Source organism: Actinophytocola sp., from assembly GCF_035942955.1.
Classification (GTDB): Bacteria; Actinomycetota; Actinomycetes; order Mycobacteriales; family Pseudonocardiaceae; genus DASYTH01.
In genome coordinates this window covers 24852-39180 of sequence record NZ_DASZCQ010000191.1, presented here as the reverse complement: position 1 = coordinate 39180, position 14329 = coordinate 24852, and the positions used below count along the sequence as shown (strand labels likewise).

The window sequence follows — 14329 nt, the reverse complement described above, 5'->3', positions numbered from 1 at the left end:
GTCACGCCTCCGGCGGCCCGGCGGGACGAGCCGCGGCCGGCGCCGGCCGAGGACGACGACGACCTGTCGGGTCGAATTTGGATGCGCTGAACCGATAGCCGCCGGTGTGCGTCTACCCACCCGAGATGTCGCTGGCTTTGCGAAAGGGGTCACCGTGAACACGCCGCCACCCGGTCCGGGCGTCGCGCCGCCGTCGGGGTACCGGACCTCGACCGACGGGATGTCCTCTGCCGCCCGCACGATTCATGACGCGGCCGAGGACTCGCAGGAGGACGTCAGGGAGCTCAAGCCGACCAAGATGACCGACCGGGAGTTCGGCACCAAGCACGTCCAGTGGCACGCCGACTTCGCCAAGGCCATCGACGAGCTGGGCGCCGGCGCGGATGCCATGTGCGCCAACCTGATGGGCTTCGCGAGCCAGATCAGCGGCGCGGGCGCGGACTATGCGGCCACCGATTCGCGCAACGCTCAGACCGTCAACCAGTCCGGGCGATGAGCACCGCGGACCGGGCGACGGCGGCGATCTCCCGGCTGTCGCAGATCACCACGGAGCTCAACGCCCGCCGCGAGCTGCGCGACCGCAGCGCCGCGGCGGCGCGGGCGGCGGCCGGCGAGTCCATGGCCAAGATGGGGCCGGTCGCCGAGAAGGTGGCCGAGCATCTCGGCGAGCTGGCCCGCCGGCAGCGCGGCGCCGGCGGGTGGGTGACGCAGAAGACCCTGGCCGACAAGGAGCAGGTGTTCGGCTTCGAGCCGGAGGACGACGAGTCGGCGGAGCGGGAGTACGCCGGGTTCAGCGTGCCCGGGGCCATCCCGGCCGATCAGGAGCCGGACACGATCGGGGTGCTTGCCGAGGAGGACGACAAGCCGGCGGCGCCGCCGCGCCGGGAGGTCCCCGCGCCGAGCGCGCGCCGGCGGGCGCCGGACGAGGCGGACGACGACGACTTCTCCCACACGTCCTCCTGGCTCAAGGAATGAGGAAGCCGTGACACCGATGGTCGCCGAGCGGGCCGGCGAGATCAGGTCGATCGTGTGCCGGGTGCTCGAGGTCGACGACGGCCGGCTGAGCGACACGGCCCTGTTCATCGAGGATCTCGGCGCCGACTCGATGAAGCTGCTCGAGCTGCTGGCCAACCTCGAGATCGAGTTCGACGTCGAGGTCGACGAGTCCGAGTTCGACCGGCTGGTCGACCTCAACGGCGTCTACGACGTGCTCGGCGCCGCGCTGGGCAGGTGACCGCGCGGCGGGTGGCGATCACCGGACTCGGGATCGTCTCGAGCATCGGGATCGGAGTCGAGGAGTTCACCGCGGGGCTGGCGCGCCGGCCGCAGCGGCGCCCGTCCGATCGGCCGGTTCGACACCGAGGGTTTCGCGCACGCCAACGGATGCGAGGTCGTCGGGTTCGAGCCGCGGGACTGGATCCGGCGGGTGCCGGTCGACGAGCTCGGCCGGGCCGCCCAGTTCTCGGTGGCGGCGGCGCGGATGGCGGTGGCCGACGGCGGGCTCGACCCGGACGTGCTGGCCGCGGGCCGCGGCACGATCAGCATCGGGACCACGGACGGCGGCTCGGACAGTGGCGAGCGCATCGCCGAGACGCTGGTGCGGTCCGGGCCGGACGCGGTGGATCCGGTACTGGCGCGGCGGTTGCCGGCGGGCGCACTGTCCACCGCGGTGGCGCGTGAGCTCGGGTTGTCCGATGTGGACGTGTCTACGATCGCGACCGCCTGCGCGGCCGGGAACTACGCGATCGGCAACGGTTTCGACGCGGTGGCCTCCGGTGCGGCGGACTTCGCGCTGTGCGGCGGCGCCGACGCGATGTGCCGGATGACGTTCACCGGCTTCTACCGGCTCGGCGCGGTGGACCCGCAGGCGTGCCGGCCGTTCGACGCCGACCGGCACGGCATCCTGACCGGCGAGGGCGCGGCGGTGCTGCTGCTCGAGCCGCTTGAGTCGGCGCGGTCGCGCGGTGCGCGCGGCTACGCCGAGGTGCTCGGCTACGGCCTCAACTGCGACGCCTACCACCAGGTGGCGCCCGATCGGGGCAGCGTCGCCCGCTGCATGCGGATCGCGCTGGACAGTGCCGGGGTTCGTCCGTCCGATGTGGATCTAATCTCGGCGCACGGCACCGGGACGAAGGCCAACGACCGCACCGAGTGCGGCGCCATCCGGGAGGTGTTCGGCGACCGACCGCCGCGCACGGTGTCGATGAAATCCATGCTGGGTCACACGATGGGCGCGGCCAGCGCGCTGGCCGCGGCAGGCTGCGCGCTCGCGCTGACCCACGGGTTCATCCCGCCGACGATCAACCATCGCCGGACCGATCCGGAGTGCGCGGTGGACTGCGTGCCCAACGAGGCCGTGCCGGCGAATCTGCGCGTGGTGCAGAACAACGCGCTGGCCTTCGGCGGCAACAACGCGGTGGTGCTGTTCGGGCGGGCCGACCGGTGAGCGGAGCTTGCGGAGCGAACCGTGGATGCAGCCCCGACCCCGAGGAACGAGGCGACGGGGTCCACCATCACCGAGCTTGCGAGGTGATGGCTTGACCGCGGTCATCACGGCCTGGTCGGCCGTCTCCCCGTTCGGGTACGGCCGTGCGGCCTTCGCCGACGGGCTGCGGGCCGGGCGGACGCGGAACCTGGTGCCGGACTTCGTCATCGCCGATCATCTCGGCGCCAAGGGCACCGGCTCGATGGACCGCTCGAGCGCGCTGGCCGTGGCCACGGTCGGCCGGCTGCTCAAGGACGACGGGCCGGTGCCGACCGACGCGACGACCGGGGTCGTGCTGGGCACCACGAGCGGGAGCACCCGGACCCAGTTCGAGTTCACCAGCGAGTCCCTGGTGCGGCGCAAGCCCTACTTCGTCAACCCGGCCGTGATGCCGTACGCGCTGATGAACAGCGCGGCGGCGCAGTGCGCGATCTGGCACCGGCTTACGGGTCCTAACTCGACAATCGCAAATGGACGAATGTCCGGGCTGGTCGCCCTGCGGTACGCGCTGCGGTTGCTCGCGGCCGGGCGGGCGACCGGGATCGTCTGCGGCGCGGTCGAGGAGCACAGCGAGCAGCGTGAGCTGGTCGAGCGGCACCTGCGCGGCGGAGCCGACGTCCCGGTCGGCGAGGGCTGCGCTGTGCTGTTCCTCGAGCCCGCCGGCACCGCGTCGGCCGGCCTGGCCGAGGTGGCGGCGGTGCACACCCGGCTGGCGTTCGACGCACCGGAGCGCGCCCTCGCCGAGTGCCTGCGCGACGCGTTGCGGACCGCCGGCGTGCGGCCCGGCCCGACCCTGGCGGTGGCGCTGTCCTCGGCCGAACCGGCCCTGCGGAACGTGGAGCTGTCCGCCGTGGACGAGGTGCTCGGCCGGAACGTGACCAGCGTCGTCGAGCCCGCCGCGCTGCTCGGTGACGCCGGGGCGGTCGCCGGCATGTTCCAGGTCGCCGCGCTGCTGAGCCTTCCCGCATCGCGGGCGCAATGGGCGGCGGTACCCTGCGCCGACCGCGACGGAATGGTCGGCTGCGCCTTGTTGCGTTTGCCCGGTGCGGAGGCGTTCGGATGAGTACATTCTTCTGTGCAATTGCGACGGCACGGAACCGCGCCTACCCGCGTCGTAGGGCCAACCTGTGCACTGTCGAACTGCTGACAAGGGGATGACATGAGCAAGTCGTGGCCCGAGGTCAAGCGGATGCTTGACGATCCGTACGTGTCCGCGGACACGAAAGAGCGGCTGCTCACGGCGTACATGATGGAGAACTACAACATCCCCGACGAGGCCAGGGCGTACTACGACAGGTACAAGCTGGGCGATGACGACGACGCCTTCGACGTCATCTGGGACGGCGACTCGACCGACGACATCTACTCGGCCGCGGAGCGCGAGACACAGCAGCGCGGGTACCACGACCGCCAGGTGGAGCAGCAGATCCAGGAAAACCAGGGGCAGCTTGGCTCGGTCCAGGCGCCGAACGCCGACGGCGGCGGGGTGGCGACCTCCGACGAGCTGTTCGACCTGGCCCGGCCGGCGCTGGCCGTGTTCGAGGCGTTCATTCCGATCGACGCGAAGGTGCCCGGGGACTCGCGCGGGGTCAACGGTCCCGCCGACTTCAACCGGGACATCGTGACCCGGTTCGACGAGCAGCGCGGGATCAACTTCCGGAAGATGATGGCCGAGGCGGCGCGGCTGGCCGGCGCGCACAACTCGCTCAGCGAGCTGAAGTCCACCACGGAGTCACAGCTCAACTCGCTGTACCAGAAGTGGTCCGGCCCGGCGGCCAACGCCTCCTACGAGCACTACACGCGGCAGATCGACCCGAACGTCAACGAGCTGCTGCCGTATCTGGAGCGCGGGCCGCAGGTGATCCAGGCCGCGGTCGACACGGTGTTCCAGGCGTGCAAGTCGAAGGCCGAGCAGGTGATGCGGCTGTACCGGCAGACCGTCGGCTCGGCCACCCCGGACATCGCCGACAAGGTGATGAAGCTGGCCCGTGGCGAGTTCTCCGACCAGGACGAGATCCTGCCGGTCGCCGCCTGGGTGGACTCGGTGTGCGGGTCGAACCTCGAGGAGCGGATCCGCACCGACAACTGCGGTCTCAACGACGGCAACAAGCAGTACACCATCGAGCAGTGCAAGAAGTGGATCCGCGAGTCGTTCAACGTCGAGTTCTGGGGTGACAGCTCGCGGATGGGCATGATGTTGCAGTTCAAGAAGATCTGCGACGACACCGTCGAGGCCGTCGACGGGGCCTGGCAGACGGTCAACGACTTCTTCAAGCCGTACCAGAGCGAGTTCGCCCAGGCCGGCTCCGGCACCGGCATCACCCAACCCGGCGCAAGCGTCCCCGGCGGCGGGGGCTACGGCGGGACCCAGGTGCCCGGGGTGCCGGGCGGCGGTGGCGGCGGCACCGGCGGCGCGGGCACCGGTGGTGGCGGCGGCTACACTCCGCCGCCCGTTCCTCCGGCCGTCCCGACCCCGCCAGCGGGCGGTGGTGGCGCGGGCACCGGCGGTGGTGGCATGGGCGGCGGCAACGGGACCGGCCCGTCGGGCGTCCCCTCGGTCCCGTCGGTGCCAACCCCGTCCGTGCCCAGCGTTCCGATTCCGGGCACCGGCTCGGGGACCAACCCGTCGCTGTCCGGGCCCGGTGGCACCGACCCGTCGTTCGCCGGTGGCCAGACTCCCGGTGGGGTTCCCGGGATTCCGGACCCGAGCCGGCCCGGCGGCGGTGGCGGCGGGGTTCCGCCGGTGCCGATCCCCGGCGCGGGCGGTGGCGGCCTCGGCGGCGGTGGCCTCGGTTCGGGTGTGCCCGGACTGCCCGGCCCCGGCGGTGAGCCGAAGACGGTCAGCATCCAGGACGGCAACCGGACCATCACGGTCAGCGAGCCGGACGCCCACGGCCGCAGCAAGATCACTATCGACGACGGCAAGGGCCACCCGAAGACGTTCACGATGGACTTCGGCGACGCGCAGAAGCTGTTCGGCGGCGGCACGCCCGAGCTGCCCGAGGGCATCGAGGGCGAGTTGGTGAAGGCCGGCGAGGACGGCAAGGTCGTGATCAAGGACGGCGACACCACGATCACCGCCGAGCGGGTGCCCGGCGAGCCGGACAAGATCAAGCTGACGGTCGACGACGGCACCGGCGAGCCGAAGACCTACACCGTCGACTTCAACACCCCGACCCCGGGCGGCTCGGGGCTCGGGTCGTTCACGCCGTCCGGCCGCCTCGGCGACCTCCCCCGCATCGACATCCCCGCGAGCAGCGCCAGCAGCTTCGGCGGCGGTGGTGTCGGCGGTGGCGGCGGCTTCGGCGGTGGTGGTGGCGGCGTCCCGAGCGGCGGGTCCGGCGGCGGTTCGCTGGAGGGCGGCGTGGCCACCGGCGCCCAGGCGCCCGCCGGCGAGCAGCGGGCCGCGGCCGTGGCCAGTGGCGGCGGATCGGGTGGCGGGGGCGACGGCGGCGGCGGTCGCGGTGGCATGGGCATGCCGATGGGCGCCATGGGTGCCGCCGCCGGCCAGGGCGGCGGCGACCAGACCCGCGGCGGGAGCAAGTGGCGCACGACGGGCCAGCTGTTCGACGACGACGACCCGGCCGCGCACTTCAGCGGGGTCGTCGGCGAGGACCCGGCCCAGCGGGCGGCCCGACCGACGAAGAAGAGCTAGGACGCTTCGGCGGGGGCGCGCAGCTCGTCGAGGTGCGCGCCCTTGACGTCGGTGTCCAGCAGCGGCCGGTACTCGGCCTTGCCGGCGAGGTGCACGAGGAAGAACGCGGTCAGCAGGGCCCTTGCCAGGCGCTGGGTGGCGTGCTCAGCCTTGCCGTGGACGAGGATCTGGCTCCAGTGCCGGCCTTCGGTGAACCCGAGGTGGCTGGCCTTGGGCAGGACCCGAAGCTGAACCGGGCCGGCCCAGGCCTTCGCGATCAGCTCCGCGTTGGCCACGGGCGGGGCGACCAGGTCGTTGCCGGCGGACAGGTGCAGCCCCGGCATCCGGCAGGTGCGGGCCGCCTCCGAGGCGAACGGCGTGGTCTGCGACGCCGCCAGGGTGGCCACCGCGGCGATCCGGTCGTCCGCGGCGGCCGCCAGCACCGCGGCGCCACCGCCGGTCCCGTGCCCGGCCAGCCCGAGCCGGGCCGGGTCCACGCTGATCTCCCCGTCGCCGAGCCGCACGCCGACGCACACGTCGAGCGTCGTGCGCAGGTCGGCGGCGAACAGCCGGTGCGAGGCGAGCGGGCCGCGGTGGGTGGCCGGAGCGGCGGCGACGATGCCCCACGAGGCGAGGTGGCGCAACAGGTTCCGGTACCGGTCGGGCGGCTGCAGCCAGCCGTGCCCGAACGCCACCGCGGGCAGCCCCAGCCCGGCGGCCGGGGTGAACACCGGGCCGGGCAGCCCGACCAAGGCAAGATCGCCCCGCAACACCTGGTGAGGGCCCGTGCGGGACAGCTCGCCGAGCAGCTCCTTGGCCTTGCGCGCCATGCGGGTGACCTTATCGGGGCTCGGGTAGGACGGCCCTACCGGCGCGGGCCGGCGTTCTGGATACGCTCGGCGCTGTGTGTGGAATCGTGGGATACGTCGGCCATCGCCCGGCGCTGGACGTGGTGCTCGACGGCCTCAGACGGTTGGAGTACCGGGGTTACGACTCGGCCGGAGTAGCCGTGCTGACCGGCGCGGACGGGCTCGCCGTCGAGCGCAGGGCTGGGCGCCTGGCCAACCTCGAGGCCCGGTTGGACGAGGTCGGCAGGGAGGCCTTCGCCGGGACCACCGGCATGGGGCACACCCGCTGGGCCACGCACGGCCCGCCGGTGGACCGCAACTCCCACCCGCATCGCGACGGCCGCGGCCGGGTCGCCGTGGTGCACAACGGGATCATCGAGAACTTCGCCGCGCTGCGCCGCGAGCTGGAGGGCGCCGGCGTCGAGTTCAGCAGCGACACCGACACCGAGACGGTGGCGCACCTGGTCGCGCGCGCCTACGACGGCGTGGACGGCGGGGACACCGAGGGCGACCTGCCGGCCAGCCTGCGGGCCGTCTGCCGGCGGCTCGACGGGGCGTTCACCCTGGTCGTCACGCATGTCGACGAGCCGGACCGGATCGTGGCCGCGCGCCGTTCCTCGCCGCTGGTGGTGGGCATCGGGTCCGGCGAGATGTTCCTGGCCTCCGACGTGGCGGCGTTCATCGAGCACACCCGCGAGGCCGTCGAGCTGGGCCAGGACCAGGTCGTGACGATCACCCGCGACGGGTACGAGGTGACCGACCTGCACGGCGAGCCGAGCCGGGTCCGCGCCTTCACCGTCGACTGGGACCTGTCCGCCGCCGAGAAGGGCGGCCACGAGTACTTCATGCTCAAGGAGATCGAGGAGCAGCCCGAGGCGCTGGCCAACACGCTGCGCGGGCACTTCGTCGACGGCCGGATCGTGCTCGACGAGCAGCGGCTGACCGACCAGGACCTGCGCGACGTGGACAAGGTCTTCGTGGTCGCGTGCGGCACGGCGTACCACTCGGCGATGGTGGCCAAGTACGCCATCGAGCACTGGTGCCGGCTGCCGGTGGAGGTGGAGCTGGCCTCGGAGTTCCGCTACCGGGATCCGGTGCTGGACCGGGACACCCTGGTGGTTGCGGTGTCCCAGTCCGGCGAGACGGCCGACACGCTGGAGGCCGTGCGGCACGCCCGTGGGCAGAAGGCCCGCGTGCTGGCGGTGTGCAACACCAACGGCGCGCAGATTCCGCGGGAGTCCGACGCGGTGCTGTACACGCACGCCGGGCCGGAGATCGGGGTGGCGTCGACCAAGACGTTCCTGGCTCAGATCGCGGCCAACTACCTGGTCGGGCTGGCGCTGGCGCAGGCCCGCGGCACCAAGTACCCCGACGAGGTGGCGCGGGAGTTCAACGAGCTGGCCGCGATGCCGTCGGCGGTGCGGCAGGTGCTCGGCACCGTGGAGACCGCGCGCCGGGTCGCCGCGTCGCTGGCCGACGCCAAGGCGGTGCTGTTCCTCGGCCGGCACGTCGGCTATCCGGTGGCGCTGGAGGGGGCGCTCAAGCTCAAGGAGCTTGCGTACATGCACGCCGAGGGGTTCGCCGCCGGCGAGCTCAAGCACGGGCCGATCGCGCTGATCGAGGAGGAGCTGCCGGTCGTCGTGGTGATGCCGTCGCCGAAGGGCCGGGCGGTGCTGCACGCCAAGCTGGTGTCCAACATCAGCGAGATCCAGGCGCGGGGCGCGCGCACGATCGTGATCGCCGAGGAGGGCGACGAGACCGTGCGGCCGTTCGCCGACTCGCTGATTGAAGTGCCGGCCGTGCCTACCCTGCTGCAGCCCCTGGTCTCCACGGTCCCGCTGCAGGTGCTGGCCGCGGAGATCGCCAGGGCCCGCGGGTACGACGTGGACAAGCCACGCAACCTGGCGAAGTCCGTTACTGTCGAGTAATGCGGGGTGTCTGGACCACCGACCGTGTGAAGGTGGCCGAGGAGCGTCTGATGGCCCGCACGCCGGTCGGCGCGCTGATGCGGATCGCCGCGTTCGGGGTGGCCACGCATGCCGCGCGGCTGCTGGCCGAGCGCACCGGCGGGGTGGCCGGGCGGCGGGTGACGCTGCTGGTCGGCGGCGGCAACAACGGCGGCGACGCGCTGTGGGCGGGAGCATTTCTGCGCCGCAGGTCGGTCGGTGTGACCGCGGTGCTGCTCAGCCCGGAAAGGGCTCACACCGAGGGACTTGCGGCGCTGCGCCGGGCGGGTGGTCGTATCGTGTCCACAAAGGACGCTCCGGCCTCCGCGCACCTGGTGATCGACGGCATCGTGGGGTTGTCGGCCCGGGGCCCGCTGCGGCCGGCGGCGGCCGAGCTGATGGACCGGATCACCGCGCCGGTCCTGGCCGTCGACCTGCCGAGCGGCGTTGATCCGGACACCGGCGCCGTGGACGGCCCGGCGGTCGGCGCCGATGTCACGGTCACCTTCGGCTGCCTCAAACCCGTGCACGTGCTCGGCGCCGGGATCGTCCGGTCGGGCACCGTGCACCTGGTCGACATCGGCCTCGGCCCGGAGCTGGGCGAGCCCGACCTGATCGTGCTGGACCCGGCCGACGTCGGGCGCGCGTGGCCGGTGCCGGGACCGCGGGACGACAAGTACACCCAGGGCGTGACCGGAGTGGCGGCCGGCTCCGCCACCTACCCGGGCGCGGCCGTGCTGACCGCGGGTGCGGCGGTGCTGGCCACGTCCGGGATGGTGCGCTACGCCGGGTCGGCGGCCGACGAGGTGCGGGCGCGCTGGCCGGAGGTGGTGGCGACCGGGTCGGTGGCGGACGCCGGCCGGGTGCAGGCCTGGGTGGCCGGGCCGGGCCTCGGCACCGGGTCGGCGGGCCGCGAGGTGCTCGCCGGGGTGCTGCGCGACGGCGTTCCGGTGTGTGTCGATGCCGACGGGATCACCTTGCTGGCAACGAATCCGGAGCTGTGGGACGCCCGCGACCCGGACGCGGCCGTGGTGCTCACGCCGCACGACCGGGAGTTCGCCAGGATCGCCGAGCCGTTGGGCATCTCGCTCGGCGCCGACCGGGTGGCCGCGGCCGGCGAGCTGGCCAAGCGGACGGGCAGCGTCGTGCTTCTCAAGGGGCACAGCACGATCGTCGCCGACCCGACCGGCCGCGTGCTGGTGAACCCGGCCCGTTCGGCCTGGCTGGCCACCGCCGGATCCGGTGACGTGCTGTCCGGCCTGCTCGGCGCGCTGCTCGCGGCCGGTCTCGACCCGTGGCTGGCCGCCGGGTGCGCCGCCTGGGTGCACGAGCGGGCCGGCTCGCTCGCGGCGTCCGGGGTGCCGACGTCGGCGTCGCGGATCCTCGAGGCGATCCCGGGCGCCGTCCGGGCCGCCCGCGCCGCTGTGACAGCATGAACGGCACTATGGCTGACCAGGTTGACCAGTCCGACCGGCGGTTGCCGCGCGCCGAGGTGACCGTCGACCTCGACGCCATCCGGCACAACGTCGCGCTGCTCGCCGGCCGGGCGGCGTCCTCGGGCGCGGCCACCATGGCCGTGGTGAAGGCGGACGCGTACGGGCACGGCGCCCTGCCGGTGGCGAAGGCCGCGCTGGACGCCGGTGCCACCTGGTTGGGGCTCGCCGCGCTCGACGAGGCGCTGGCGCTGCGCGCGGCCGGGATCACGGCGCCGATGCTGTGCTGGCTGAACACCGCCGACACGGACTTCCGGCCGGGGATCGCCACGGACATCGACGTGGCCGCCTCGAGCCGCCGCGAGCTCGACGCGATCGTCGACGGCGCGCGGCGCGCCGGGCGCCCGGCCAGGGTCCATCTCAAGATCGACACCGGGCTGGGTCGCAATGGGTGCCCCGCCGACCTGTGGCCGGCCTTGGTGGACGCCGCAGCGGCCGAGGAATTCGTTGAGGTGGTGGGGATCTGGTCGCACCTGGCATGTGCCGACGAGCCGGGCCATCCGTCGATCGACGAGCAGGCCAAGCGGTTCGACGACGCCTACCGGGTGGTCCGCGCGGCCGGACTGGAGCCGATGCGGCACCTGGCCAACTCCGCGGCCACGCTCAACCGGCCGGACCTGCACCACGACCTGGTCCGCGTCGGGATCGCGATGTACGGGCTGAACCCGTTGCCGGACAAGGAAGATTTGCGACCGGCCATGACGTTCCGGTCGTCGGTGGCGCTGACCAAGCGGATCGCGGCCGGCGAGTCCGTCTCCTATGGACACACCTGGACGGCGGAGCGGGACACCCGGCTCGCGCTGGTGCCGGCGGGGTACGCCGACGGGATCCCCCGCGGCTTGTCCGGCCGGCTGGAGGTGTGGCTGGCCGGGCGGCGCCGGCCGGTGGTCGGCCGGGTGTGCATGGACCAGGTTGTGGTCGACTGCGGTGAAGATCCCGTTGCCGAGGGCGACATCGTGACGCTGTTCGGGTCCGGTGTGGACGGTGAGCCGACGGCAACCGAGTGGGCGAGCAACCTGGGCACGATCGACTACGAGATCGTCACGGGCATGTGCCGGCCGCGGATCAGCCGGATCTACCTGGGGGCGCGGTGAAGCCGTCGCATCGGGTGGCCACCCTGATCGGTGGTGCGGTCGGTGTCGCGGCGACCGGCGCCGCCATCGCCATCACGGCGGCGAGACGGCGCGGTGCCAGGGATGCTCCGCTCGACGAGCGGCTCGGCCGGCTCGAGCCCGACCGGGTCGGCACCGTGACCACCGACGACGGCGTGACGATCTCGGTCGAGGAGATAGACCCGGCCGACGGCGGCAAGCCGGAGCTGACCGTGGTGTACGTGCACGGGTTCGCGTTGAGCCGCAGGTGCTGGCACTTCCAGCGCCGGGATCTGGCCCGGCTGACCGAGCCACGCGTCCGCCAGGTGCTGTTCGACCTGCGCTGCCACGGGCTTTCCAGCCGCGGCGCGCCGGCCGGGTGCACGATCGACCAGCTGGCCAGGGACCTGTCCGGGGTGCTGCGCGCGGTGGTGCCGTCCGGCCCGATCGTCCTCATCGGACATTCGATGGGCGGTATGACGATCATGGCGCTGGCCGAGCACGATCCGTCGTTGTTCGCGTCCCGGGTGTGCGGCGTGGTGCTGATCTCCACCTCGGCCGGCGAGCTCGGCAAGCGCGGGCTGCCCCGGCCGCTGCTGTCCAGGTACAACCCGCTGACCCGCGGCGTCGGGCGGCTCGCCGGGTGGCGGCCCGGCATGGTCGAGCTGATCCGCGCGGCCGGCGGCGGGATCACCCGGCGGGCCACCCGGTCGCTGGCGTTCGGACCGCGCAGCGTCAGCCCGTCGCTGGTCGACTTCATGGTCGAGATGCTCGACGTCACTCCGGTCGCGGTGCTCACCGACTTCGCCGACACCTTCACCACCCACGACCGCTACGCCGCGCTCGCCGGCCTCCGGCACGCGCACGTGGTCGTGATCAGCGGCGACCACGACCTGTTCACCCCGTTCGCGCACGCCGAGCGGATCGCCTCCGAGCTACCCGACGCCGAGCTTGTGCGGGCCCGCGGCGCCGGTCACATGGTCATGCTCGAGCAGCCCGACCTGGTCACCGACCACATCGTGCTTCTCTTGCAGCAGTGCGCCTTCGCGGCCCGCCGAAAGTGGTGGCGGCGAGCATGATCGGCGAGGTGGCTACGGTACGGTTGCCCGAGGCGAGCGACACCTTCGAGTTCGGGCGCCGCCTGGGTGGTTCACTGGCTCCAGGTGATCTGGTGCTGCTCGCCGGGCCGCTCGGTGCCGGGAAAACGGTGCTGGCCAAGGGGATTGCGGCCGGGTTGGGGGTTCTCGGGCGGGTAAGCTCGCCGACGTTCATCATCGCCAGGGAGCACCGGCCGGCTCCGGGTGGGCGGGGTATTCCACTGGTTCATGTGGACGCCTACCGGTTGGGCGCGCTGGATGAGCTTGACGATCTCGATCTCGATACCGAGCTTGTGGATGCCGTGCTGGTGGTCGAATGGGGGGAGGGAATGGCGGAGCGGCTGTCCGAGGATCACCTGCTCATCCGGTTGGAGCCGGTAGAGGATGAGGTGCGGCTGGCTACGGTGATTCCGCATGGGGCATGGGAGAGCCGGGACTGGTTGGTTGCGTTGTAGGGGGCTGTGGGGGCTTTCGGCCGTTCCCGGTTCGAGTTCGAATCGCCGGGTGGTTCTGTTGGCGGGTTGGGGGGCCCGGCTGCCGGCCGTTCCGGTTCCGTGCGGGAACGACGGGGTGGTTCTGTTGGTGGGGCTGGATTCGGCGTTGCGTGGCTTTCGGCCGTTCCCGTTTGAGTTCGAATCGCCGGGTGGTTCTGTTGGCGGGTTGGGGCCGGGTTCCCGGCTGCCGGTCGTTCCCCGGTTCCGTTCGGATTGCCGGGGTGGTTCTGTTGGTGGGGTTGGGTTCGGTGTTGCGTGGCTTTCGGCCGTTCCCCGGTGGGGTTCGGAACGCGCGGTCGCCTTTGGCGTGCTCGTCTTGGCGTTGCGTGGCCTTCGGCCGTTCCCGGCTGCGTCGGAACGCCGGGGTGGTTGGGTTGGTGGGGCTGGTGTTGGTGTTCCGTGGCAAGGTTGTGGACAGGTGTGGTGTTGGGGAATGGGGTGACAGGGAGAGTGGGCGGGGACGTAGGGTGGCGGGATGCGGGCTGTGATCTTTGATTGGGGCGGGACGCTGACGCCGTGGCGGATTGTCGATCATGTGGCGGCGTGGCGAGCGTACATGGATGTGGTGTATCCGGGGGATCCGCGGCGGGCGATGGAGGCGACGGCGGCGATTGTGGCGGCCGAGGAGGCGGCGTGGGTGCGGGTGCGGGACGAGCACCGCGCGTTCACCATTGCGCAGGTGTTGGGGGCGGCGGGAGTGCCGGTGGATGAGCGGGCGTTCGAGGTGTACCGGGCGGCGTGGGAGCATGCGACGTTGACCGATCCCGAGGTTGCGCCGTTGATGAACCTCTTGCGGGGCAGGGGGTTGCGGACGGGCGTGCTGTCGTCGACGGGGTGGCCGGCGGCCTGGCACGAGGAGGTGCTGGAGCGGGACGGGGTGCTGCACCTGTTCGACGCGCGGGTGTGGAGCAGTGACTTGGAGTACACGAAGCCGCATCGGGAGGCGTTCCTCGCCGCCATGGCCGCGGTGGGGATCGATGATCCGGCCGACTGCGTGTACGTGGGGGACCGCATGTACGACGACGTGAGTGGGGCCAAGGCGGTGGGGATGCGGGCGGTGCTCATTCCGAACAGCGCGATACCGGCCTACCAGCAGGTTCCGGTCGATGTGGAGCCGGATGCGGTGGTGCGGCGGCTGTCCGAGCTGCCGGCGATTCTCGATGCCTGGCTGAGGGGGTGAGGGCCTTACTCGGTGGTGAGGGGGGCTGATGGGGGGTGGGTAAGGGCTGGGCGCGTCGGGC

At 72.4% G+C, this 14329-nt stretch carries 12 protein-coding genes and 1 pseudogene; 12 read left to right on the top strand and 1 reads right to left on the bottom strand.

What is annotated here, in order from left to right; translation table 11 throughout:
* Window positions 1-154: 154 nt before the first annotated feature.
* The 6 genes and pseudogenes from VGX25_RS18895 to VGX25_RS18870 all read left to right on the top strand — a co-directional run bounded on the left by VGX25_RS18895 (window position 155) and on the right by VGX25_RS18870 (window position 6140).
* Window positions 155-496: a hypothetical protein gene (locus VGX25_RS18895; RefSeq protein ID WP_326919139.1), complete on the top strand. Its 342-nt coding sequence runs from the start codon at window positions 155-157 to the stop codon at window positions 494-496.
* Window positions 493-975: a hypothetical protein gene (locus tag VGX25_RS18890; protein WP_326919138.1), complete on the top strand. Its 483-nt coding sequence runs from the start codon at window positions 493-495 to the stop codon at window positions 973-975. The genes VGX25_RS18895 and VGX25_RS18890 overlap by 4 nt, the downstream gene beginning before the upstream one ends.
* 16 nt (window positions 976-991) lie before the next feature.
* Window positions 992-1234, top strand: coding sequence for an acyl carrier protein (locus VGX25_RS18885; protein ID WP_326919142.1), 243 nt, complete (start codon window positions 992-994; stop codon window positions 1232-1234).
* An 11-nt stretch (window positions 1235-1245) separates the two neighbouring features.
* A pseudogene (locus VGX25_RS18880) lies at window positions 1246-2446 on the top strand (beta-ketoacyl-[acyl-carrier-protein] synthase family protein).
* Between the two features lie 91 nt (window positions 2447-2537).
* Complete coding sequence (locus tag VGX25_RS18875; protein ID WP_326919137.1) at window positions 2538-3548, top strand: beta-ketoacyl synthase N-terminal-like domain-containing protein; 1011 nt, start codon at window positions 2538-2540, stop codon at window positions 3546-3548.
* Between the two features lie 96 nt (window positions 3549-3644).
* Window positions 3645-6140: a WXG100 family type VII secretion target gene (locus VGX25_RS18870; protein ID WP_326919136.1), complete on the top strand. Its 2496-nt coding sequence runs from the start codon at window positions 3645-3647 to the stop codon at window positions 6138-6140.
* Here VGX25_RS18870 and VGX25_RS18865 read toward each other — a convergent pair.
* Window positions 6137-6949 (bottom strand): alpha/beta hydrolase, encoded by an 813-nt coding sequence (locus tag VGX25_RS18865; protein WP_326919135.1) that lies wholly within the window; start codon window positions 6947-6949, stop codon window positions 6137-6139. The genes VGX25_RS18870 and VGX25_RS18865 overlap by 4 nt on opposite strands.
* Window positions 6950-7023: 74 nt before the next feature.
* Between VGX25_RS18865 and glmS the strand changes: the two genes are divergently transcribed.
* The 6 genes from glmS to VGX25_RS18835 all read left to right on the top strand — a co-directional run bounded on the left by glmS (window position 7024) and on the right by VGX25_RS18835 (window position 14268).
* The gene (gene glmS / locus VGX25_RS18860) at window positions 7024-8895 is read left to right on the top strand and encodes a glutamine--fructose-6-phosphate transaminase (isomerizing) (RefSeq protein WP_326919134.1); all 1872 of its coding nucleotides are present in this window, start codon (window positions 7024-7026) and stop codon (window positions 8893-8895) included.
* Window positions 8895-10349 (top strand): NAD(P)H-hydrate dehydratase, encoded by a 1455-nt coding sequence (locus tag VGX25_RS18855; RefSeq protein WP_326919133.1) that lies wholly within the window; start codon window positions 8895-8897, stop codon window positions 10347-10349. Before glmS ends, VGX25_RS18855 begins: the two co-directional genes overlap by 1 nt.
* Window positions 10350-10357: 8 nt before the next feature.
* Window positions 10358-11500 (top strand): alanine racemase, encoded by a 1143-nt coding sequence (gene alr / locus VGX25_RS18850; protein ID WP_326919132.1) that lies wholly within the window; start codon window positions 10358-10360, stop codon window positions 11498-11500.
* Window positions 11497-12576 carry an alpha/beta hydrolase gene (locus VGX25_RS18845; protein WP_326919131.1) on the top strand — a complete coding sequence of 360 codons (1080 nt, stop codon included), beginning with the start codon at window positions 11497-11499 and terminating at the stop codon, window positions 12574-12576. Before alr ends, VGX25_RS18845 begins: the two co-directional genes overlap by 4 nt.
* Window positions 12573-13049 carry a tRNA (adenosine(37)-N6)-threonylcarbamoyltransferase complex ATPase subunit type 1 TsaE gene (gene tsaE / locus VGX25_RS18840; protein ID WP_326919130.1) on the top strand — a complete coding sequence of 159 codons (477 nt, stop codon included), beginning with the start codon at window positions 12573-12575 and terminating at the stop codon, window positions 13047-13049. The genes VGX25_RS18845 and tsaE overlap by 4 nt, the downstream gene beginning before the upstream one ends.
* 514 nt (window positions 13050-13563) lie before the next feature.
* Window positions 13564-14268, top strand: coding sequence for an HAD family hydrolase (locus VGX25_RS18835; RefSeq protein WP_326919129.1), 705 nt, complete (start codon window positions 13564-13566; stop codon window positions 14266-14268).
* Window positions 14269-14329: the final 61 nt, after the last annotated feature.